At 30.3% G+C, this 24,114-nt stretch carries 23 protein-coding genes and 1 tRNA gene; 13 read left to right on the forward strand and 11 right to left on the reverse strand.

What is annotated here, in order from left to right; genetic code table 11:
* Window positions 1-6: 6 nt before the first annotated feature.
* The gene (locus LPC16_RS02850) at window positions 7-882 is read right to left on the reverse strand and encodes an alpha/beta fold hydrolase (protein WP_229637649.1); all 876 of its coding nucleotides are present in this window, start codon (window positions 880-882) and stop codon (window positions 7-9) included.
* Between the two features lie 115 nt (window positions 883-997).
* Here LPC16_RS02850 and yidD point away from each other — a divergent pair, with 115 nt between their 5' ends.
* Window positions 998-1,240 carry a membrane protein insertion efficiency factor YidD gene (gene yidD / locus LPC16_RS02855; RefSeq protein WP_229637708.1) on the forward strand — a complete coding sequence of 81 codons (243 nt, stop codon included), beginning with the start codon at window positions 998-1,000 and terminating at the stop codon, window positions 1,238-1,240.
* A gap of 338 nt (window positions 1,241-1,578) precedes the next feature.
* Here yidD and pgsA read toward each other — a convergent pair whose 3' ends face one another.
* Complete coding sequence (gene pgsA / locus LPC16_RS02860) at window positions 1,579-2,124, reverse strand: CDP-diacylglycerol--glycerol-3-phosphate 3-phosphatidyltransferase (RefSeq protein ID WP_229637650.1); 546 nt, start codon at window positions 2,122-2,124, stop codon at window positions 1,579-1,581.
* 40 nt (window positions 2,125-2,164) lie between these two features.
* Window positions 2,165-3,355, reverse strand: a complete 1,191-nt coding sequence (locus LPC16_RS02865; RefSeq protein WP_229637651.1) for a tetratricopeptide repeat protein — start codon at window positions 3,353-3,355, stop codon at window positions 2,165-2,167.
* 386 nt (window positions 3,356-3,741) lie between these two features.
* Between LPC16_RS02865 and LPC16_RS02870 the strand changes: the two genes are divergently transcribed.
* From LPC16_RS02870 to guaA, 5 genes are all read left to right on the forward strand, one after another.
* Window positions 3,742-5,211, forward strand: a complete 1,470-nt coding sequence (locus LPC16_RS02870) for a TldD/PmbA family protein (protein WP_040054985.1) — start codon at window positions 3,742-3,744, stop codon at window positions 5,209-5,211.
* Between the two features lie 317 nt (window positions 5,212-5,528).
* A complete protein-coding gene (locus LPC16_RS02875) occupies window positions 5,529-7,013 on the forward strand; it encodes an FAD-dependent oxidoreductase (protein WP_229637652.1) in 1,485 nt (494 codons plus the stop codon).
* A gap of 292 nt (window positions 7,014-7,305) precedes the next feature.
* Window positions 7,306-8,160, forward strand: coding sequence for a 16S rRNA (cytidine(1402)-2'-O)-methyltransferase (gene rsmI, locus LPC16_RS02880; RefSeq protein WP_229637653.1), 855 nt, complete (start codon window positions 7,306-7,308; stop codon window positions 8,158-8,160).
* A gap of 189 nt (window positions 8,161-8,349) precedes the next feature.
* The gene (dusB, locus tag LPC16_RS02885) at window positions 8,350-9,297 is read left to right on the forward strand and encodes a tRNA dihydrouridine synthase DusB (RefSeq protein ID WP_315855032.1); all 948 of its coding nucleotides are present in this window, start codon (window positions 8,350-8,352) and stop codon (window positions 9,295-9,297) included.
* 413 nt (window positions 9,298-9,710) lie between these two features.
* Window positions 9,711-11,345 (forward strand): glutamine-hydrolyzing GMP synthase, encoded by a 1,635-nt coding sequence (guaA, locus tag LPC16_RS02890; RefSeq protein ID WP_315855033.1) that lies wholly within the window; start codon window positions 9,711-9,713, stop codon window positions 11,343-11,345.
* Between the two features lie 191 nt (window positions 11,346-11,536).
* Here the strand turns inward: guaA and LPC16_RS02895 are convergent, their stop codons facing one another.
* The 8 genes from LPC16_RS02895 to clpS form a co-directional block, all read right to left on the reverse strand.
* A complete protein-coding gene (locus tag LPC16_RS02895; RefSeq protein WP_040054980.1) occupies window positions 11,537-12,313 on the reverse strand; it encodes a PspA/IM30 family protein in 777 nt (258 codons plus the stop codon).
* A gap of 268 nt (window positions 12,314-12,581) precedes the next feature.
* Window positions 12,582-12,905, reverse strand: a complete 324-nt coding sequence (locus LPC16_RS02900) for a hypothetical protein (protein ID WP_229637654.1) — start codon at window positions 12,903-12,905, stop codon at window positions 12,582-12,584.
* A gap of 40 nt (window positions 12,906-12,945) precedes the next feature.
* Complete coding sequence (locus LPC16_RS02905) at window positions 12,946-13,722, reverse strand: ABC transporter permease (RefSeq protein ID WP_315855034.1); 777 nt, start codon at window positions 13,720-13,722, stop codon at window positions 12,946-12,948.
* Between the two features lie 157 nt (window positions 13,723-13,879).
* Window positions 13,880-14,077 (reverse strand): hypothetical protein, encoded by a 198-nt coding sequence (locus tag LPC16_RS02910; protein ID WP_407084191.1) that lies wholly within the window; start codon window positions 14,075-14,077, stop codon window positions 13,880-13,882.
* Between the two features lie 58 nt (window positions 14,078-14,135).
* Entirely contained in the window at window positions 14,136-15,155 is a 1,020-nt protein-coding gene (locus tag LPC16_RS02915; protein ID WP_229637655.1) for an ABC transporter ATP-binding protein, read from the reverse strand.
* Window positions 15,156-15,474: 319 nt separating this feature from the next.
* Entirely contained in the window at window positions 15,475-16,206 is a 732-nt protein-coding gene (locus LPC16_RS02920) for a phycocyanobilin:ferredoxin oxidoreductase (protein ID WP_229637656.1), read from the reverse strand.
* Window positions 16,207-16,291: 85 nt separating this feature from the next.
* Window positions 16,292-16,582, reverse strand: a complete 291-nt coding sequence (locus LPC16_RS02925; protein ID WP_040054975.1) for a DUF2103 domain-containing protein — start codon at window positions 16,580-16,582, stop codon at window positions 16,292-16,294.
* Between the two features lie 4 nt (window positions 16,583-16,586).
* Window positions 16,587-16,907, reverse strand: coding sequence for an ATP-dependent Clp protease adapter ClpS (gene clpS, locus LPC16_RS02930; protein ID WP_040054974.1), 321 nt, complete (start codon window positions 16,905-16,907; stop codon window positions 16,587-16,589).
* Window positions 16,908-17,447: 540 nt separating this feature from the next.
* Here clpS and LPC16_RS02935 point away from each other — a divergent pair.
* From LPC16_RS02935 to rpmB, 7 genes are all read left to right on the forward strand, one after another.
* Window positions 17,448-18,008, forward strand: a complete 561-nt coding sequence (locus LPC16_RS02935) for a DUF1997 domain-containing protein (protein ID WP_229637657.1) — start codon at window positions 17,448-17,450, stop codon at window positions 18,006-18,008.
* Between the two features lie 601 nt (window positions 18,009-18,609).
* The gene (locus tag LPC16_RS02940; protein WP_040054973.1) at window positions 18,610-18,828 is read left to right on the forward strand and encodes a photosystem I reaction center subunit IV; all 219 of its coding nucleotides are present in this window, start codon (window positions 18,610-18,612) and stop codon (window positions 18,826-18,828) included.
* A gap of 17 nt (window positions 18,829-18,845) precedes the next feature.
* Window positions 18,846-19,700: a DNA-formamidopyrimidine glycosylase gene (locus LPC16_RS02945; RefSeq protein WP_040054972.1), complete on the forward strand. Its 855-nt coding sequence runs from the start codon at window positions 18,846-18,848 to the stop codon at window positions 19,698-19,700.
* Window positions 19,701-19,764: 64 nt separating this feature from the next.
* Window positions 19,765-19,836: transfer RNA gene (locus LPC16_RS02950), tRNA-Gln, on the forward strand.
* A gap of 319 nt (window positions 19,837-20,155) precedes the next feature.
* Complete coding sequence (locus LPC16_RS02955; protein ID WP_229637658.1) at window positions 20,156-22,630, forward strand: DNA gyrase/topoisomerase IV subunit A; 2,475 nt, start codon at window positions 20,156-20,158, stop codon at window positions 22,628-22,630.
* A 402-nt stretch (window positions 22,631-23,032) separates the two neighbouring features.
* The gene (locus LPC16_RS02960) at window positions 23,033-23,668 is read left to right on the forward strand and encodes a peroxiredoxin (protein ID WP_040054970.1); all 636 of its coding nucleotides are present in this window, start codon (window positions 23,033-23,035) and stop codon (window positions 23,666-23,668) included.
* A 200-nt stretch (window positions 23,669-23,868) separates the two neighbouring features.
* Entirely contained in the window at window positions 23,869-24,105 is a 237-nt protein-coding gene (gene rpmB / locus LPC16_RS02965) for a 50S ribosomal protein L28 (protein ID WP_040054999.1), read from the forward strand.
* The last annotated feature ends 9 nt before the right edge of the window (window positions 24,106-24,114 follow it).

Raw genomic sequence — 24,114 nt, forward strand, 5'->3', positions numbered from 1 at the left:
CCATCATTAAAACTTATGCGTTACAAAAATTCCTAACATTTTCTCTCCTAAAAGTTCTGGCTGATCTACCATAGACATATGCCCGCAGTTTGGAAGATCAATAACATTTTTACCTTGGAAGCTAAAAAGTTTATGAAAACTAGCTAAGTATCTTACATATTGAGGTTCGATTAAAGTATCTTGTCTTCCAGCAAAAAAATATACCGGTTGTGCTAGACGTGCAACAATTTGTGGCAATATATGGACTTCTGTTTCAGTTGTTGAATTTAATAAAGAGCCTAATGCAGCTATTGAATCAGCTCTCATTAAGTCTGTTACTTTCTGTTTTCCCCACCTACTTGCTATAGGATCCGTTACCATCATTTTTGAGAAAAGGATGTTAATTAAAGGAACATTTGATAACCAAGGTGGTTTATATTTAACTAATTGTTTTCTAACTAGACGAAATCGTTCAAACTCTTCTTTAAGATATATCCCACCACCAACATTTAAGCAAACCACTCCTTGAATTTTTTCTGGACAAAGTTCAGCTCCCCACAATGCAATACTTCCCCCAATAGAGTGACCTATTAACCAACTTCTATGAATTTTTAATTTTTCTAATAGAATAATTAAATCTTTTGCATAAGTTTCCAGAGCATACGGAGAAGATATTTGTAAATTTTGAGATGAAAAACCTTTAATAGGCTGGGAATCTCCAAATCCTCTAATATCATAGATAAGACAAGAATATTTTTTAGAAAGTCTTTTAATGAGAGGGGACCAATATTGGCGACTTAATAACCAACCATGAACAAAAATTAGAACAGGTGCAGAAGAATTAGAGGGATATGAAGTTAACTCATAAGTATGAGAAACTCCTAAAATTTTTATAGTTGGCATATTGTGTCTTACCTCATGGGAAGGTCATGATGACATTATTAGTTAAAACCATTTGATGCCAATAGTCTTATTCAATTGTAATTTATATGGAGTTCTGATGCTTAACTTTATCTCTATGGATCTTAAATCTATTAGCACAAAAATATTACTGATTTTAATTAGAAATTATAAAACATACATCTCTCCACTTCTGCCTCCTAGTTGTCGATTTCAACCAACATGTTCAGAATATATGTTAGAAGCCATAGAAAGATTTGGACCTCTATATGGTACTTTATTAGGGATCAAGAGAATTTTTCGTTGCAACCCTTTTAGTGTCTCAAGATATGATCCTGTACCGCTTAAAGTCAAAAAATAACTATAGAACACATTTGACTAATCTTTAATTACATACTGAGCAATCGATAACTTTATTGATTGTCTTAATAAGTATTTAAGAGATTAAATCAAGAAAAGACAATATGGTAATATTGTCTTTTCTTATTAGTTTTGATAATGGTGTTGTAGGAACAAAACATATTCAATACTTTCTCTAAATTCTTGTTATCAGAATTAGTTTCATTTAACATAAACTATACGCTTATATTATCGTTTTTCAATAAAATTATAAATGTTTCTATATAAATCTAAAAGATAAGCATCATAAAGTGATTTATAGTATGTTGCCCTACAATTTCGTTTTTATAAAATATAAAATTACATATCTTTAGTTTTATTCTTTTTCAGCCCAATATCAGGAATAACATAAATTAATCCTGACACTAATGTCAAGATTACAGATATCCAAAATAATATATTACTAAAATTATCCCAGTCTTGGGGAAGAGGTGCAATAAGAAAAGCAATAGCTATTACTTGACTAAAGGTTTTAAATTTACCCCAAATGTTAGCTTCTTTAGGACCTCTTTTGTTTTTAATACTATTAATTCGATAAAAAGTTATTGCTATCTCTCTAAATATTATTAAGATTACTCCCCATATAGAAATTCGTTCTACTATTACTAAGCCTGACAAAGTTGAAATTATAAAAACTTTGTCCACTAAAGGATCAAGAAACTTACCTAACTCGGTAACTTGGTTCATTTTTCTAGCTAAATATCCATCTACCCAATCTGTAGAAGCTATAGTAAGAAAAGTTACTAGACTTATCCAACGACTAAAGAAAACAGGTGTAATTAAAAAATAAAAGAGAAAAAAAACTCCTATTAAACGGCTGACAGTAATCCAATTAGGAATGTTCATTAATAATTTCTTAGAAATACAATACAATTTATCATTTTTATCAAATACCTATTTCTTGTAGCTTATCACGTAACATACTTGCTTCTGTCTGTTTATTTTGTAATTCATACAAGTCTATAGCTTTATGAAATGCTTCAGAACTTTTAGAAATTTTCCTTAACTTAAATAAAACTACTCCTAGATTCTGATAGGTTTCAGCACAATTAGGATTTAGAGAAATTAGCTTTTCATAGATAATTACAGAATTTGTTAAATTGCCCATAGTGCTTAAAACTATAGCAAGATTATAGTAGCCGGTTAAAAAGCTAGGATCAATTTTTAAAGTTGTTTCATAAACTCTAGCTGCATCTTTAAAACTTTTTATATTCTGTAATACAACTCCATAATTATTATACGCACCCAGCTTTAAATAATCCATAACATCTTGAGCTACTGCCTTTTTATAATGTTTTATAGCTTGTTCGTTATTGTTCGTCTTAGCATATATATTACCTAAGTGATAATGTAGTTCAAATAATATGTGAGCGTTATTTGGGCTAAATTTCAAACCTTGTTTAAATAACTTAATAGCCTGCTTTTCTCTACCCGCTTGAGAATATAAGGCTCCTAACTTACTGCAAGTATATGAGTCATATGGATATTTTTTTAAAAAACTTTCCATTGCTTCTTTAGCACGAGCATGTTTGCTTAAAGATAGAATTTGACTTGGAGTATAGCCATAATGATGGATAGAGACTATAGGAAGATCTACAACTTTCCAACGATTCTCTATTCTTAGTAACTTAGCTACGCTCTCATCTATAGAGGAATGATATGGGCGAAAAAAGGAAATACTTGAATGCTTACGAAACAGGCGAGAAACTAAAGAATAAGGTGATTGGGACGCTCCCACTTCAAAGCGTACTAAATTAATCACTAAGTTATCTTTTTGAGCAATGGATTCTTTGATTTGCGGAATAGCTTCTTTGTTCAAAATTTCATCAGCATCAAGAACTAATACCCAATCTTTGTTAACGTATTTTAATGCTTCGTTTCGTGCTGCTGAAAAATCGTTATTCCACTCAAAGACAGGAACAGTTGCCCCGAACTTTTGAGCAACTTCTATAGTCTTATCGGTTGAACCAGTATCTAAAACTATAATTTCATCGACTAGTCCTTTAATACTATCTAGACATTTAGATAACCTTTCTTCCTCATTTTTAACAATCATGCAAAGACTAAGTTCTGTCATTTTTAATCTAAAGCTATTTTTTAATCTAATAAATTATTAGAATTCTGCAGTAAAGATCATTCCTTATATAGTATATTGTTAATAACTTAATATTGTAGTTAATAATATTAATGATGTTCAGTAGAACAGAAACAATTTAATTTCTCAATAGTATAAATTGCTTAGTATTTTAAAGAAGTAAATTTTCTTTTATAGTTTTTGAAATATTAATATTTCACTTATTTTGTTTTAAAAAATATTTCAAATAAGAGGCATTAGCACAAAGCAATGTATCCTTTTCAAATCTTTTCTTCTTACTATTTCAACATCTCAAAAATCAATAGTAGACTATTGTATATGAGTATAGTGATAATTCGCTTGCTATTAAAGTTCATATAAATTATCTTATGTCATTGACTCTATTAACATCAAAGGAAATTCCTCAACTAATTTATCAACCCAACCGTGAGCACTTTGATGAAACTTGGCAAAAACCGTTGAGTATCTTACTAGGGTTAGGAAGAGCTGCAGGAGCAGATTTTTTAGAATTTTTTTTAGAAAGGACTAACTATCTAAGTTGCTTAGCAGAAGAGGAAATTATTACAGCTATTTCTCCCTCTTTGTCTTCTGGCGCTGGGATACGTATTTTTAAAGGGAAAGCTGATTGCTATGTAAGTACTAATAATATCTCATTTAAAGGCCTCAGAGTAGCCTTGGAAAAAGGGTTATCTATTTTAGGCTTAAGTTTACCCTCTTCTAATGCTTATGTTTCAGAAGTAAATTTAGAGTTATTAAGAGATTACACTATAAGTAAGCAAAAAGAATCATGGCTACTAAAATGTATTCCAGTTGAGGAAATACAACAAATTTTACTTTCAGCAAACCAGGCTATTACTGACAAGGTCAATCATATTCAATCTCGTCGTTCTACTTATTTTAGAAATTGGCAAGAAGTTTTAGTTGCTTCTAGTGATGGTACCTTTGCTAGAGATATTCGTCTTACTCAATCTGTTGGCTACTCTTTATTTTGTGCAGACAGAGAGCATCGTAGCTCAATAAATAAACGTTTTGGTGATACTAGTAATATTAATTTTTTAAGGGAGTGGAATTATGAAAATGCATCAGAGGAAATTGCAGAATCTGCTGGAAGAATGTTACACGCTGATTTTGTTGAATCAGGTAATTATCCTATAGTTATGGCTAATAAGTTTGGTGGAGTAATTTTCCATGAGGCTTGTGGACATCTTTTGGAAACTACCCAAATAGAAGCTCATACAACTCCTTTTATAGATAAAAAGGGACACAAAATTGCTCATGAAAATTTAACGGCTTGGGACGAAGGAGTATCGGATAAAGCTTTTGGAAGTATTGATATGGATGATGAAGGAATGCCTTCTCAAAGAACTCTTTTAATAGAAAATGGTATTCTAAAAAACTTTTTATCTGATCGTGCTGGTTATCTTCGCACTGGTTTTCCTCGTACAGGTAGTGGAAGACGCCAAAGCTATGCCTATGCTCCAGCATCTCGAATGCGTAATACATATATCGCTCCTGGTAATTATTCTACAAATGATATTTTTGCTTCTATAGATAAAGGAATTTACTGTAAACAAATGGGTGGTGGTAGTGTTGGAGTTACAGGCGAGTTCAATTTTTGCGTTTCTGAAGGATATCTAATTGAAAAAGGAAAATTAACAAAACCTTTGAAAGGAGCAACTTTAATTGGAATAGCTCAAAATATAATGAACGAAATTTCAATGTGTTCACAAGATTTAGAGTATGCTCCAGGATTTTGTGGTTCTACAAGTGGTAGTATATATGTCACTGTTGGTCAGCCACACATTAAAGTTGATAAGATTACCGTAGGTGGTCGCTAACTCTGTAAACTTTAATCAGCATACATCGCATAAAACATATTTGTAAAAAGCAATTATCATAATTAAGTATTATTTTAAGTAATCAAACATAATTTATCAGCTGTATGCTTAATTTATTTAAAAAGATAATGTCTGCAGTAAATATCTTATGTTTATTAATCTACATATTACCGATTTGAATGTTTAACAAGCGTACGTAAGATTAAAAATGTAATCAATAAATATAGTTTAAAACTATCGAATATCATCAATGATTAAATATTGAATTTTCTAAAAATTAATAACTGAAAAGTGAAATATATTTTAGATTTAAAACTATGAACTCATCTAACACCACAAAAATTGAATATGCTGATGTTGTTATTGTCGGCGGTGGTATAGCTGGAATAGCAACTGCAGAATTTTTAGCTCGTCACAGTAATTTATCTATCAAGCTTTTAGAAAAAGCTTCTCACCTAGGAACTGCATCGTCAGGAAAATTGGAAGGATGGTATCATACCGGAGCACTATATTCTGGACAAGATGATGCACAAACATTTATTAACTGTGTAAATGGAGTTGAAGATTTAATTAATTTTTACACCCCATATTTTGTTTCTCAGTGTAATATCAACTTGTCAGAAAGAAAGACTGGTTTCTTTACACCTTCAATTATGCCTAGATCAGGCGGTTGGTTTAACAATTCTCCAGTTTATTTAATTCATCCTCAACTTAACTCTCCGGAAATTCACCTCTCTCGTCTTAAAAGTGATCTAACACATATTAATAACCAAAAAGAGAGAGTCATAGGGAGACTAGAAGCTGCTTATGGAGAACAGCATAATTGGTTGGTTGATAACAAATGTACTGCTCCAACCTATGCTCAAGTTGAAAGCAATGAAGGAATAGAATCTTCTTTAAAACAATCAACAGCTACTATTCGCAATCTTTGTAATAAATTTAACTTGTCCTATGGAATAAACACTAATACTTATGACTATATTAAAACTTTAGATTGTTCTATGAATACCAATAAAATTTTGAGGGATCTAGTATCTAGTTCTCTTAGGCATGGTGTAGATTTTGAAGCAGGAATTAAAATTGAAAAATTGTCAATTGATAATTATGGCCCTATTCGATTAAAAAGCTTATTATGTGAGACTAGAAAAGGATTATTAAAAAAATTTAAGGCGCGATTATTTATTTTTGCTGTTGGTAATGGATTTGAACCTTTCTTACGGGATTTGCAGATTAGAGCAAGATTAAAACGTAATAAAAGTGCTATGGTAGTTGCTGTTCCTCCTCTTACTGATGTAAATTTTTTTAGAATGTCTACTAAGAATCATTTTCATTTCAATCATTTTTTCCGACAACCAAATACTAGTAGTCAAGCATACTCGATATTAGCCAATTCTGGTTACATTAATAATGAAACAAATTATGAGATCGATACTGATCCGATTTTAGAGGCAGCGGAACGTTATTTTGGTAATACGAATTTGTATAATAGAGAATTATATAGCTATGAATGTACGAAAACTGAATTTGTTAGTGAAGAAGAGCAGAAACGACGTTATAGTTATTGGATTGAATCCAGGCCAAATAGCAACTATATGTGTATCTTACCAGGCAAATTTTCTTTTTTCCCCACTGTAGCTTACCAAGCTTATCAAAGGATTAGAACCTTATTGGATTTTCAAGAAATAAAACCTCAATTAAAATTTCAATCTACCAATGATATTGAAGTTAAAGTTAGTAGTTTAGTAGCTAATTCATATTCTTTTCAAATCTCTACAAACAACCATTCCTCTACTATCAAATAGTAGTAAAAATAATCTTATAAAGAATTTATATATCAAATTTAAAATACTTTCCCTTTTTTAGGATAAGAAGTAGTATATTTTGGTATTTTCATTATCATATATACAGTACTTAATGTAAATTTGTCATATATGGAACATTAATAACCTAGGGTATACAAAGTATTATTTACTATACTACTAAGTTATTTTTAAATAAGTATTTCTAAATTAGGTATATGAAAGGTATAACTTTAATTATTATTTCTTGACTCAAAATTATAGGTTCAATAAATAATTTTTATAGATAATCACTATGATAGACAAAAAAAAATTAAACTCAGGAACTTTATATGTGGTAGGGACACCTATAGGTAATTTAGAAGATATAACATTACGAGCAATTAGGGTTCTAAAATCAGCTGATTTAATTGCAGCGGAAGATACTCGTCATACCGCTAAACTTCTAAATTATTTCAAAATAACTACTCCTAAAATTAGTTATCATCAACATAATTATGTAATTCGTCAAGATGAATTAGTAAGTAAATTAGAACAAGGAAATATAATTGCTTTAGTAAGCGATGCTGGGATGCCAGGTATCTCTGATCCCGGTTATGATTTAATATGCTCATGTATTATTAAGAATATTCCTGTAGTTCCAGTTCCCGGCCCTACAGCAGTTATTACGGCTCTTATAACTTCAGGATTACCTAGTGATCGTTTTGTTTTTGAGGGTTTCTTACCTATCAAAGCTCAAGCAAGACAAGAACGACTTAACTTGTTAAAAAAAGAAAGTCGTACAATCATTATTTATGAATCTCCCCATCGCTTGTTAAAAACTTTAATTAATTTTATAGAAATATTTGGTGACGATCATAGAATCACTATAGGAAGGGAGTTGACTAAGTATTATGAAGAATTTTGGAGAGGCAATTTAAAAGAAGCTGTATTACATTACAAAGAAGTTAAGAATATTAAGGGAGAATTTACATTAGTTTTATCTGGCTGTTCTCAAAATAACTTATTAGATTTAAATATCGAACAGGTAAAATGTGAGTTCCTAAAATTATTGGATAAAGGAATGACGAGATCTCAGGCAAGCAAGTATTTAGCTACAACAGTAAATTTTTCTCGTCGTCAAATTTATGAAATGTCTTTAAGTGACTAATACGTATCAATATTTCTATTATGATGATAGTTATAGAAACTAATTATTAATAAAATTTATAAGATTCTAATATGTATAATTTATGATAGTTCATATATAGTCTTGTTTTTACAAGAAAATAGAAAAAACTATGATTTATATATCTTCCGAGCTTAAAAAAAAATATCTTCTCCATTAAAGATAGGATCGTTGAGTCTTAACAGCAGAGTTTTACAATCACCTTTAGCTGGAGTAACAGATTTAGTATTTCGTAAGTTAGTTCGACGTTATTCTCCTAAATCTATGATTTATACCGAAATGATCAATGCAACAGAACTATGTCATTTAGGAAGAACGCAACAACTTATTAATATCGAGATTGAACAAAAGCCAATCGGAATACAAATATTTGATTCTCGTTACCACTTTATGGTGGAAGCTGCTAAAAGAATAGAAATTCAGGGTGCACAAGTAATTGATATAAATATGGGATGTCCAGTTAATAAGATTACGAAGAAAGGAGGAGGATCTTCATTATTAAAGCAGCCAAAAACAGCCAAAAAAATTATTTCTGAAATTGCGAAAGCAGTAAAAATACCTGTTACTGTAAAGACAAGAATTGGCTGGAACGATAATACAATTAACATATTAGATTTCGCAAAAATGATGGAAGATGCTGGAGCTTGCATGTTAACCATTCATGCAAGAACTAGAAATCAGGGATATACTGGAACTCCTTATTGGCAATGGATCAGAAAGATTAAAGAAAACTTACTTATTCCAATCATAGCGAACGGAAATATTTTTTCTGTTGAAGATGCAGTGAAATGCTTAGAAATGACAAATGCAGATGGAGTTATGTGTTCTAGAGGAACCTTAGGTTATCCATTCCTCGTAGGAGAAATCGATCATTTTTTTAAAACAGGTCGTTCCTTTGCTACAATAACTCCTCAACAAAGATTGGGATGTGCCAAAGAACACCTACAAGAGCTTTGGGAACACAAAGGTAATCAAGGCATTTATCAAGGGAGAAAACATCTTCTCTGGTATTGCCAAGGATTCCCTGGTGCACCAGAATTAAGGAAAGAAATTATAAAAATTCAAAATATAGAGGAAGGATATAAGTTGTTAGATAAAAGTATTGAGTTATGTCTATAAAAAGATTCTATTTGAGACCTAGTCAAGTTATAACTTTTTTATAAGACAAGTACTGTCTAATAGTATTAGTTCTATAGAGCTTTCAAAAAATTTGCTATGTATAAAAATTAGGTGATTTATCTTGTCTGAGAAACTTTTCAACATATTTGAAAATTATATGGCAGTATTAAAAATCATGTTGATTTTGAGCGTTAATAATTTAAAAAGAATTATCACAATTTTTCTCAAACATAATTAAATGAAAAATAACTTTTTAATAAAAGTTATTTTTCATTTAATTTCAGTAGATAATTCAAAAAAATGCTATATTAATGTGAGTATTTACTTTTAAAATTTTCGAATTTCTATTTATATATACATATATTAAAAATAGAACTTATTACCTATTAACTATTTGTCCGGATCCTCCAAACGTGACTACTCAAATTCCTTTTATTACCAACGACTCAGAAACTTCTCCAGCAAATGTTTCGAGTGACTGCTTTAATCGTAATCATCAAATGATAGTAATTCTTGATTTTGGTTCTCAATATTCAGAATTAATCGCACGTCGGATTCGAGAGACACACGTTTACTCTGAGGTTATATCCTATCAAACTGATATAAAAAAAATATACGAACTTAATCCGAAAGGAATTATCCTTTCAGGAGGGCCTAGTTCAGTTTATAGCGATTTTTCTCCACAATGTGATAAAAAAATATGGGACCTCGGCATTCCTATCCTAGGTATTTGTTATGGGATGCAGCTGATGGTACAACAGCTTGGAGGACAGGTTGAAAAAGCAGAGTATGGAGAATATGGCAAGGCATTGTTAAAAATAGATGATCCGACAGATCTATTTACTAACTTGGAGGATAGTTCTACTATGTGGATGAGTCATGGAGATTCATCCACCAAACTACCTGAGGGATTTTCTATCCTAGCCCATACAGATAACACACCATGTGCTGCTATTGCTAATCATGATAAAAAACTTTTTGGGGTCCAGTTCCACCCAGAAGTTGTTCATTCTGTAGGAGGAGTTGTAATTATACGTAATTTTGTTTATCACATTTGTGGATGTGAGCCTACATGGACTACAAAAGCCTTTGTTGATGAAACAATTAATGACATTCGTAAAAAAGTTAAAGATAAGAAAGTATTGCTAGCCTTGTCTGGAGGAGTAGATTCTTCAACATTAGCCTTTTTACTACATCAAGCGATTGGTAGCAATTTAACTTGTATGTTTATTGACCAAGGTTTTATGAGAAAGGAAGAACCAGAACGTCTGGTAGATATATTTAGCAAACAATTCCATATCCCTGTTGAATACGTAAATGCGAGAGAACGTTTTATAAAGAAACTAGAAGGAATTGTTGATCCTGAGAAAAAACGTCATCTTATTGGTCATGAATTTATACAAGTATTTGAAGAAGAATCTCAGCGTCTTGGTCCTTTCGATTACTTAGCACAAGGGACACTTTACCCTGATGTGATAGAATCTGCAGATATCAATGCTACTCCTAATGCAGGTGAAAGAGTTGCTGTTAAAATTAAAAGTCATCACAATGTTGGAGGATTACCTAAGAATTTAAGATTTAAACTAGTGGAGCCCTTACGCAAATTATTTAAAGATGAAGTCCGAAAAGTCGGTCAGTCTATTGGCTTGCCAGAAGAGATTGTGCGACGTCATCCTTTTCCTGGACCAGGACTAGCTATTCGTATAATCGGGGAAGTTACTCGAGAACGTTTAAATATATTAAGAGATGCAGATTATATCGTAAGAGATGAGATAAGTAAGCAAGGCGCATATCACGATTTTTGGCAAGCATTTGCTGTATTGCTACCTATTCGGAGCGTTGGAGTAATGGGAGATAAACGTACTTATTCTCATCCAATAGTATTACGTCTTATTACTAGTGAGGATGGCATGACTGCAGACTGGGCAAGAGTTCCTTATGAACTTTTAGAAGTTATTTCTAATCGTATTGTTAATGAGGTAAGAGAAGTGAACCGTGTAGTTTACGATATAACTTCTAAGCCTCCAGGAACTATTGAATGGGAATAATTATGAAAACTAAGCCATAATATTTATTAAAATGTTATGGCTTAGTTTTCATAATTATTAAAAATAAGTTACTTCAAGAATTATTTTATGTGAAAAATCTTGAGGCTAGTATTTTTATATATTCTTTTAAATTTTGTCGCTTTTAATCTCCAGTTAATTAATTCTTTTTCAAAAGATCAAATCACTAATAGCTACATATTATTTAATTCTCGTTTAAGTTTTTCTAATTCCTCATCATCAGTGATTTGATCTTTTGAAGAAGAATCATTATCTTCGATTGATTCAGGTAAAATACCTTTTGAAGGACTAGAACCAGATATTTGAGATTTTAACATTGCCAATTCTTCATCTACTTCGCTACCAGCTTCTAGTTGAGCGAATTGTCCTTCTACTCCAGCTGCTGCTAGTTCTCCAATAGATTGGGATTGAGCCTCCATATCCAAGACTTTATTCTCCATACGTTCAAAGGCAGACATAGAAGTACTTGTATCTAATCCGCTCATCGTTTTTTGTAAAGATTGAGTAGCTTTTGCTGCTTTTGAACGAGCAATCAGAATATTTTTTTTAGTTTTAGCTTCTCCAATTTTACTCTCTAGAGTCGCTAAATTGTGACGCATTGTTTCAAGTTGAGTATTTTGTTGATTAAGCTGTTCATTGAGAGTTAAAGCAGTTTCAGAGTAAGATTTTTTACGGACTAATGCTTCTCTTGCAAGATCTTCTTCTTTTCTTGATATAGCTAATTTTGCTCTCTGTTCCCAGTTATTAGCCTCCATAAGTGATTTTTTATATTGTGATTCGATCCGTTTTTGGGAACTAAGACTTTGAGCAAATGCTTGTTTTAATTGAACTAAATCTTCACTCATGTCAACAAGTGTCTGTTCTAAAACTTTTTCTGGATCTTCTGCTTTACTGACAAGATCGTTAAGATTAGCTCTCACAACCCGACTTAGACGATCAAATAGTCCCATAATATTTTATTTCCTCTTGGTATTGATAAATTTTACTAAGGTTCACGATTAAAATAACATTTTTATCCCTTAATTGAGATATAGTATTTTCTAGTTTATCAGTTGTCTTTCAATTAATCATTAACTTAACGTTAATTAGATAACTCAAAATGTATGTAATAAGTATACGGCAATAATAAGAAATTTATAGTTGCATAGTAATTGATTGTAAGAAAGTTAGAGTAAATAATATAGCTTATTTTAAACTTTCTTATTACTTTTTCATTCTCTATATTTGGTCTTTTAGCTCTTGTAGTTTAATGGCTTTGATTTGATTTTCCCGGAATGATTTAGTAGCTTTACTAAGATCATCTATAGTATCTTCTATAAATTCACCATTATTGCGGCTTCTTTGAAAATTTGTCCTGTGCATTAAATTTAAAGGATTTATAAGATTTTCTGATTCCTCGGTTTCATTACTTCTATTATTTTGATAAGAATGTATATTGATTGATTTTTTTGATTGAGAATAAGCTTCTGGAATACTTTGAAAAGTAACTAACAAAAAAATTGGTAGAAATACGAACTTGATTGGTTCGAACTTTTTAAACATTTAAAGTCATTCCCTCTAGTAAATAGTTGTTAGTTTTGAATTAATTAAATCTTCTACGTAATAATGGTTGAATAGAAAACAAAACTAGTAGATCAAATCCTAATAGTAGAAGTAAGGTTTCTACTCCATTAATCTCGATGAAAGGATTTCTAAAGATAATACTATTCATAGATAGATTTCCGTAAAGATAGATATACCTTATAAATTCAATAGCATAAGTTAGAGGATTTAAACTGGCAATAATCTGCAGCCATTTTGCCATAAAAGAGAGGGGTGCAAGAGCAGTACTTGCAAATAGTAGAGGTAAGTTAGTGACAAAAATAACGGCGATAAGTTCAATATGGCCAGGCAATGCAAAGGCAAGTCCGAGACTTAACCCTGTTACTCCACACACAGTTAACAAAATAACAAGAATAATCGCTACTAAATCAAAAATGTTGGGAATGCCGGCTCCTAGTATTGAACTTGCTATTATAATAACTCCTGTTTGGATTAGGCTAAGACTAATAATATATAAAGTGGAAGATGCAACAATAGAGTATCGAGAAGATAATGGGGCAACTAATAGACGATTAAGGAATCCAAACTCTCTATCAAACATTATAGGAAGTCCTGCATTTAACGATCCTGAAAAAGCTGTAAATATTATGATTCCAGGTGATAAAAATTTTGCATAATTAATATTGTTTTCAAAGATTCCTTCTGGGGCATTATGAAATAATGCCCCAAATAATATTAACCACATAAAAGGCTGGACAATACCTGCTATTAAACTAGAAGGTCGACGCCATAACTGAATGAATAAACGTTTAGTCATAGCTAAGGTCTCTTGTAAAAATTCTGATAAAAAATTTTCTTGTTGACAAGTATTGTTTATAGAATTTGGCGATAAAAAATCTTTATTCTCAGAAGACACAAGTTTTTATTTCCGCTTTATTACTTATTATTTTATGATTCTAACCTAATATTATGGTTTAGTTCATTTGTTGTTTTTTCTCTATAAAAGGCTGGACAATACCTGCTATTAAACTAGAAGGTCGACGCCATAACTGAATGAATAAACGTTTAGTCATAGCTAAGGTCTCTTGTAAAAATTCTGATAAAAAATTTTCTTGTTGACAAGTATTGTTTATAGAATTTGGCGATAAAAAATCTTTATTCTCAGAAGACACAAGTTTTTATTTCCGCTTTATTACTTATTATTTTATGATTCTAACCTAATATTATGGTTTAGTTCATTTGTTGTTTTTTCTCTTTTTTTAAATCTCTATTACCTACAGCAGCTAACTCGGCATCTATTAAGGTCTGTCCTGTTGCTGCTAGATATACATCATCAAGACTAGGACGGGATTGAGATAAGCTAAAGATACCTAAATTAGCATTTTCAAGAGCTTTTTCTATTTTACTAAATAAATTTGTTTCTCCTTTAACTATTAAATTTAAAGAATTTCCTTGGGATTTGTTAATAATAATTTCTTCTACAAACGGTAATTTTTGTAAAATTTCCTGAGCTTGATACACATCTCTAAGTTCTGAAAATTCTTGAATTTTTAAAGTGATACGATTACCACCTAAGTGATTTTTAAGTTGAGATGGAGTTCCTTGGGCAATTACTTTACCACAATCAATAATAGCTAAGTTATCTGCTAGAGAATCAATTTCCTCTAAGTAGTGACTTGTTATGAGAATTGTCGTTCCTGCCATTTTAAGCTTTTTAAGGAATTCCCAAACTATTAATCGACTTTCAATATCTAAACCAACAGTTGGTTCGTCAAGAACTAGTAAACTCGGTCTGTGTAACAACCCGGCAGCAAGATCAAATCTTTTGCGAATTCCTCCTGAATAATCTCCTGTTTTGCGATCGCTATATTCATTCAGATTCAATAAAGTTAATAGTTTTTCAATTCTATCTTCAGCATCACGTCTAGATAAATGATAAAGAGATCCTTGTAGTTGAAGTAATTCTCTACCTGTCAAAATTTTATCAAGCGTAACATCTTGTGCAACATAGCCTAAAAAATTTCTAATAACGTTTGGATATTTTAATGCTGAAATTCCACCAACTTTAATTTCTCCACTATCAGGTTTAGTTAAAGTAGATAAACATCGAATAGTTGTTGTTTTACCCGATCCATTTGGTCCTAATAAGCCAAAAATTTCTCCTTTATTAATATTAAAGGAAATGTTTTGAACTGCTTTTACACTATTAAAACTTTTTTGTAACGATTCAATTATAACTAAGGGAGTCATCATTAATTTTATTTAAAATGAAATTCAAGTGATTTAAAAGACTTTCATTACGAACTTTTTCCTAAAAATTTTACGCACTATATTAAGTTAATAAAAAATAAGTAAAAGTTTTTATATTTAATGATAATACACCTTTTTAGAATCTATGCATTAATACTCATTAAACTTTATATAAAAAAAGTACATTTAACTACATTTATATCGAGATTTTAGATAAAATATATGTTTTTACTATTTTTATTTACAAAATTATTGCAACTCTAATTAAGAAGTTAGATAAGTTGAATTTTGTTATAGATATCAAACTTAATAGAGGAACCTAATTATTAATATTAAATAATACTTGTGATATATATTTATTAGCCCAATTTACACCAAAAAAGTTTTCTAAAATACGACGAGTCTTATCATTTTGCTTTTGTTTATAACAGTAATACTCTTGTCCCTGCAAATTCAGATTTCTTTCAAAGTCAGAAACTATTTTAGAGTTAGTTGATTGTTTACAGTGTATTTGTAGAATATCTTCAACTTGCTGAAGAAATTTATTTTCTTCTTCTAAATTAATGGGTTGAATAAACAAACAATATTCAGAAAATATGTCTCCCCATTCTGGTAAATTACGAGTCATCAAAAAATCATAAGGCTTTAATTGAGATAATTTTTCTTTATATTCTCTAGAAAGTTCTATTTTAGGATTAGTTGGAGATAAATCAACGACTGCTGCACTAATTTTATTTTTTCCAATAACGAGATCGCATCCAAATATAGGCAAAGAATACTTAAATCGAGGAAACATTACACAGTGGAGAATATCTAGTTTTTGCTCAAACCTTACTAACTCTAAGTGAATCTTACGAAATTGATGTGATTGATAGCAAAAATTTTGTATCGTTAATTTATCTGTTCCCAATAAACTTTCTATATAGTTTAAGTCCTTTGGTAGTTTATATGGAGCTAAGTAAAGCTTTTTTCTCCAACAAGAAACTATAGAAGTAGCTAATTTATAAATCAAAGGATGTAAAGGCAAAAAAGTAGTTAAATCCTGGACCATTAATCTTTTAGTATTTGTAAATTTTCAATCAATGATTTATTAGAATTATATAGAATATTTCTTTTTCATACATTAGCTATTTAATTTAATCTAAAATTTCTTTGATAGCTAACTCTAGTTCCTTCTGATTTAAGTCTGTAACAATAAAAACTTCTTGAACTGTTTTACCTTGTCTAGCTATTGCTTTATATCCCCCAAGAATTTGAACTGATATTCTTAACTTTAAGTGTGGGCAATGACCTTTAGCTCTGCCAATAACCCCAGGAGTAATAGTTCTAATACCTGGAAAAATAACTAACTTTTCTAGAATAGGTATCAAACCATCTAAGTGAGTAGAGTGATTCCAAATTAGTCTTCCTTTATTTTCCTGAGTCATAAATTCATATTCCTTCTAATGGAGCCATTGTTAGTCCTTCACGACGTAATTGTTGATGATATAGTTCTGCTTGTTCTAAAGGCCCTATCCAAACGGTTGCCAATCCATCAAAATGTATTTTTTGAGTTAGCTCCCATGCATAACTTTTAGTCATTGCAGGAATATATCTTATTAAACAATTAGCAACATGGTCAAAAGTATTGAAATCATCATTAAGAACAATTATTTTACAGTTAGGATAAGGTTTATGATCAATAACTGCTAAATTTTTTGTGTCAGTTGATGTAGATACTTCTTGAATTGTTATGGACAGTCTCTTGATCATGAATTTTAATGAATAAAAAATTTTCGAAAATTATGAGTACAGCCTGATTAAAAGTTTAACAATTTTTTACAAAAAAAACAGTTTTAAGAAACTAATCATTCCAACTGTTCAAAATAATTCGTATATATTAAGGAAATTATACCTAAAGCTATTAAACATGAACTATATATTTTATATAATCAAAAACAATGTCGTTCTAATACAAAAAATAATTAACGAATAGCTTTTGTTTTTTAGTACAAGTTAAATAATACTCGCTATATTGTAGAGTTTTAAAAAAAAGCGAATAAACCTTAGAGGTAAATATAAATGAACTTGATTTTCATAATGAAAACTAAGTTTAGTAAATCTATATATAATTTGTTTATATTTAATGTTCAACATAGCAGATAGTTTATTACTTTAGAGTAAGGTTTATTTTAAGATAAGCTTTAAAATACTTATAACTAGATTACAAAAAATATCGTTCTTTATTCGACACATCATACGTATCTTGATCTACTATAAATTGTTATGGATATGGAATGAATAATAGACTTTATGATACAAAAAGAAAAAGTACGCAATCTTGAATTAACTGCTTATGAAAATTTTAATCTAGAATGTGAAAACGTCACAGTACCACTTAAGAGCTATCTCCAGGAAACACAGCGCCTAGTTAAAGTTCTTGCAGGAAAAAATTTAATAGAAAAGATATCAGAGTTTGAGTTTCGTTTTCATATGAAAACTTTAAATTTCGTAAATATCTATTCCTTTCAACCTATCGTAACTATTAAAGTTTTACCAGATAAAAAAGGAACAGTTTCTTTCGAGTCCCAAGATTTTGAAATGATAGGGATTAATTATATAAATCATAATTTTTCTTTAAAGTTCCAAGGTAAGTTATTTTCACAAGAAAAAAATAATAAAATATTTTTACAAGGTCAAGCATATCTGACTTCTTCTTTAGATTTACCATCTAACTTATGGATAATTCCGAAATCTATATTACAGAAAGCTGGTGATACACTATTGAAAAATATTTTAGAACGTATTAGGCATAGTTTATCTAATGAACTATTACACGACTATGAACATTGGGCTAGTTTACAAAAAAAATAAGCCTTTTAAAATGGTTAAGATAAGTTTTGCTATCGTAAAAAAATTAGTTAGAGTTTCATGAAATATGTAAAATCATCTAAATCTTATGATTACTTTAATATTTATTTTTTTCCTAAACTCTTACTGAATCAATCTATACATAGATTTATTGAGTTTTATACTGAACTTGAAAAATGAAATTTTAATACAGAAACTTTTCAAACGTTGTAACCTTAAAGGCTCAGAAAATTTTATTTTATTTTAAATATCAAGATCATCGAAATCGCAATAAAACTTAAAATTTAGGAGTAACAGGGTGTGTTATCCAGTAGTAAGCTTTTATAAGAATTATATATTGCCTAATAAGATGTTTTATCTTACGGGTAAAAAGTAATTTTGGTAGAATCTGTAAGAAAATTTTAGTCCTAGTTATTTATTTTTTTAATTCTCTAATAAAATGAATAGCTAACATAATGTACAAAATAAGTTCTTCTGATTTTCTCTCAGTTTTTGAAAAGCCCCGATTATTACTAATCTCTAACTTTTTGTAGTTGGAGTAAATGTAAAAGAGATGGAATTTATTCCTTCAATTTAAATATTCATTCACTAAGGATGCTTACTCATGGTTAAACGTAAAGATACAGTTAGAGTTAAACGCAAAGAGTCTTATTGGTATAATGATGTTGGGACTGTCGTAACTATAGACAAAGGTGATTCACTTTTGTATCCAGTTGTTGTTCGTTTTACAAAAGTAAATTATGTCGGTATTTCTGGAGATCCTTCAGGACTTAATATGAATTCATTTGCAGAAAGTGAATTAGAGGTTGTAGCTGAAGGATAATAAAGTTGGTGTGAACTTTGCCAGAATTACCTGAAGTTGAGAGCATTTGCCGGAAACTTAACGAACTAACTGCCGGCCACACTATCTGGGGAGGACAAGTGTTATTACCACGTTCACTTGCCTACCCCTTTTCTGTGCAAGAATTTTGTAATTTTGTTGATAATATTAATCTAAAAATATGGAGTAGAAGAGGAAAGTATTTATTAGCAGAGTTGGATAGTAATAAGGGATGGATGGTGTTTCATCTTAGAATGACAGGACAATTGTTATGGACTCAACAGAGCGAACCATTTTCAAAACATACTCGTCTCCGCTTTTTTTGCACAAGTTCTTATGAATTAAGGTTCGTAGATATTCGAACTTTTGGCAAGGTATGGTTAATTCCTCCATCCCATAATCCAGAGGATATAGTTATCGGATTAAAAAAATTAGGGATAGAACCTTTATCAGATGATTTTTCAGTTAATTATCTTACTGAAAAATTAACAAGCTATAAACGTAACATTAAAACTCTTTTACTCGATCAATCAATCATTGCAGGAATTGGAAATATATATGCCGATGAAGCTTTGTTTAGAAGCGGTATTCATCCAGAGACTAAAGGTATTGAACTAAATATTAAACAAATCAAAAATTTAAGAAAAGCTATTATTGAAGTTCTAAATAAATCTATCGAAAAAGGAGGGACAACCTTCAGTAATTTTCTAAATATTACTGGTAATAAAGGTAACTATGCAAAAATTGCTTGGGTTTATGGAAGGAGTAATATGTCTTGCCGTATTTGTAATACTTCGATTAAGCGTATTAAGTTAAGCGGTAGATCTTCCCATTTTTGTCCCAAGTGTCAACAACATAATAAATTACTTAAGTAATTCTTTTATTATACTTGACAAATAGGGAAGTACTTTGCTAAATTTATATACGTCTTCACATTAATGGGGTGTAGCCAAGCGGTAAGGCAGCGGGTTTTGGTCTCGCCATTCCTGGGTTCGAATCCTAGCACCCCAGTCATATTAATTAACGAAAATTAGCTTTCATATTCATAGATTTTTAAGTATATTAAATAGTAAGAATTATATTAATATTCTTATTATTTAATATTTATTTTTGAGAGAATTAAATTTCTAACAATAATTTAATCTATAAAAAGTAAATTTAATTTGTTAATATAATTTATTTTTAAATTATATTAATCTAGACTGTAAAATTTTATAATTTAGAAGCTTACTGTACTGTTGAACAATATAGTTGTCATGAAAATTAAGAGATGTATAGTAAGTAAAGGAAGGTTCCCCGGTATAGGTTTTTGTAAAAAGAAAGGAAATCCATGGCACAACAGTTAAAGTTTATAAAAACTGGCAAAATTATTTCAACATCTCTACATACGGAAATGAGACATTCGTACCTAGAGTATGCCATGAGTGTAATTGTAGGAAGAGCTTTGCCAGACGCAAGAGATGGATTAAAACCTGTTCACCGTCGTATTCTTTATGCCATGCATGAATTAGGTTTAACTCCTGAACGACCTTTTCGTAAATGTGCCCGCGTAGTAGGCGATGTCCTCGGTAAATATCATCCTCATGGTGATCAGGCTGTATATGATGCTCTAGTTCGAATGGTGCAAGAGTTTTCAAGTCGCTACCCTTTGCTTTCGGGACATGGAAATTTTGGCTCTATAGATAATGATCCACCTGCAGCAATGCGTTATACGGAAACTAGGCTTTCCTCTATTGCAAGTTATGGAATGCTTGGAAAAATTAGTGAAAATATTGTTGATTTCAATAATAATTTTGACAATTCTCAACAAGAACCTATTGTTCTTCCTAGTAAGTTTCCTAACTTACTGGTTAACGGTTGTACAGGCATCGCTGTAGGAATGGCTACTAATATTCCTCCACATAATTTAGGAGAGTTAGTAGATGGATTAATAGCCTTAATAGAGAAACCCGAGCTATCTAATGAAAAATTATGGGAAATAATTCCTGGTCCAGATTTCCCCACTGGAGGTGAAATTATTCAAACGGAAGGAATTAGAGATGCTTACCGTGACGGAAAAGGGATAATTAAAGTTCGTGGAGTAGTTAATATAGAAAAGATCAATGTAGGCAAAAAGAGACGCCAAGAGAGAACAGCATTAATAATAACTGAGCTTCCTTATCAAGTAAATAAATCCGCGTGGATTGAAAAAATTGCTGATTTAGTTAATTGTGGACGTCTAGAAGGTTTAGCAGATATTAGAGATGAAAGTGATCGTACCGGAATGAGGGTGGTAATAGAGTTAAAAAGGGATGCAGTTACTAAATTAGTTCTTAAAGAGTTATATAGAAAAACAGCTTTAGAACATAATTTTGGCGCAATTATGTTGGCTTTAGTTAATAATCAACCACGAAAACTATCTTTACGTGAGTTGTTGGAAGAATTTTTAAAATTTCGAGAAAATACTTTAACTCGTCAATACGGCAATGAATTGAAAAATTGTCAAGATCAGTCACATATTTTAGAAGGATTACTAGTTGCTTTAAAAAACTTAGATAAAGTAATTAATATTTTGTGTGATTCTGGAGATTCAACGATTGCCAAAGAAAGATTGCAAAAAGAGTTGAATTTGAATGAGAAACAAGCCGATGGCGTTTTAGTAATGCCTATGCGACGATTAACTGGGTTGGAAAGAAAAAAGATTGAAACAGAATATAAAGAATTACAAGCCAGGATTAATCAGTTAGAAGTTTTATTAAAAAATCGTAAGGAATTTTTAAAAGAATTAAAAAAAGAACTACGTTCTCTTAAAAATAAATATGGAGATATCCGTCGTACTAAAATTATTCAAAAAGATGCTATACAAACAAACAGTTATGAACCCCAAACAATTGATATTCAAAAACAATCAGTATTACAAAATAAAAAGAGAATACCCCGTGAGTCTAAACAATCAAACTTCGTCCCATCCAAAGATTCTATTTTAGAGATGACCTACCAGGGTAAAATCGCTTGGAGAATGCCAGAGGATAACGGTTTTAATAATAATTTATTAATCTATAGTGAACCAATAGAGGAAAGAGAACAAATAATTGCAATTACAGATACTGGAAAAGCCTATCCCATAAAAGTTTTAGATATTCCTCATATTAATATTCAATCAATTTCTCTAATAGACTTATTACCTAAAAATGCACAAAAAGATACTAAAAATATTGTATCTATTTTTTTCTTAGCTAAAAATATTAAAAATCAAAATTTATTTCTTTTAACAAATCAAGGAAAAATAAAACGTATTCAAATATCAGAATTAAACGTTTTAACTAACCGAGGATTGTCATTAATGAAATTAAAAAATGATGACTATTTAAAATATATTTCTTTTGTCAAAGAAGAGGACGAAATTATAATCGCTATATCCAGTGGTCGTCTATTACGTTTTCAGGTAAAAGATCATGAGATTCCTATCATGAATCGAAATACTCAAGGAGATCAAGCGTTTAGACTAAGACGAAAAGAAGAAATTGTTGGATGTATCAATCTTAATAAAAATCAAAAGATTTTATTAGTATCGAAGCTAGGTTATGGAAAGTATTTAGATATATTAGACTTACGTATAACAAAACTAGGAGATATTGGAACGCAAGCTTTAAAATTTATTCACCAATCTGATAGCTTGTCAGGCATAAAAATAGTATCAAACGTAAAAAATATCAACATTTTAACTAATCAAAATCGAGCTTTGACTCTGGAAATAAAAGAATTTCAAAATAATAAACAGACAGTTGAATTATTTGATGAAGAAGGAATTATTCATATTAATTAATTTTCATGTAAAACAGAGATTAGTTAAAGTTATAAAGATTAATCAATTTAATTTGACAGGACTATTAATCTGTCATATATTATCATTTTATTTTTGAATTAAATGAGATAATAAATAGCTATAATCATTTCTTATGGTTATAGAATTAATTTTTCACCTAAACCAAGTTTTGTAGTATTTGAACTGAATTTCAAAATTTGGTTTAAATTACTATTTGATTTAGATTATTAAGATGTAAAAAACTAATCGTCTATCAAACTAAAATTTGATAAAATTTATGAGTTTATAAAAAATAAATCATATATATCTAATTATTATAAATCTATAAAATTAAGATATGTCTTCGGGCTTGTATGATACCATTGTAAGTACTATTTTGAAATTATATTTAAAATTATTAATATGACTCTTCAACTTGGAGATATTGCGCCCGACTTTTCCCAAAATTCTAGTGAAGGACCTATTTCTTTTCACCAGTGGGCTGGTGAAAAATGGGTAGTTCTTTTTTCACATCCTGCTGACTATACTCCTGTATGTACTACGGAATTGGGTATGGTTGCTAACTTGAAATCAGAATTTGAAAAACGTAATGTTAAAATTTTAGCTTTAAGTATAGATGATGTAGATTCTCATCAGGGGTGGATAAGTGACATTAATGAGACTCAAAATACTACTGTAAATTATCCTATTGTAGCTGACTCTGATTCCAAAGTAGCTAACTTATATGGGATGATTCATCCTAAATCTTTGAATAGACTTACAGTTCGTTCTGTATTTATTATTGATCCCAATAAAAAGGTTCGGTTGATCTTGACTTATCCTGCCAGTACAGGAAGAAATTTTGATGAAATCTTGAGAGTTATTGATTCTTTACAGTTAACCGACTATTATCAAGTAGCAACTCCCGCTAACTGGAAAGATGGTGATAGCTGTGTTGTTGTACCTTCTATCTCTACTGAGGAAGCTAAGCAAAAGTTTCCAAAAGGTATAACTGAAGTAAAACCTTATCTACGTATGACTCCTCAGCCAAATAAATAAACATTAAATTAGTTGCTAAACTTTTTAATTATTAAACAGGGACAATATTTCAGTTAAGATGTTTTCCCTGTTTAATAATTAAGATATAAATCATGCAAGCAATTCATTCATCTTCTCAAAAATTAATTTATATATATGAATATTTAGATAAATATTGCTATAATGATAGTTTATATTATGTACTAATTGAGAGTTTTAGAATGTCTAGAAAATGTCAATTAACTGGGAAAAAAGCGAATAACGGTTTTGCTGTCTCACATTCTCATCGCCGCACAAAGAAATTACAAGAAGTAAATTTACAATGGAAAAGAATTTGGTGGGCAGAAGGTAATCGTTGGATAAAACTACGTCTTTCCACAAAAGCTATTAAGACTTTAGAGAAAAAAGGTTTACATCTCATGGCTAAAGAAGCAGGAATTAATCTAAATAAGCTTTAAGTTGTTAAT

It is taken from the genome of cyanobacterium endosymbiont of Braarudosphaera bigelowii (assembly GCF_020885515.1).
Lineage (GTDB): Bacteria > Cyanobacteriota > Cyanobacteriia > Cyanobacteriales > Microcystaceae > Atelocyanobacterium > Atelocyanobacterium thalassa_A.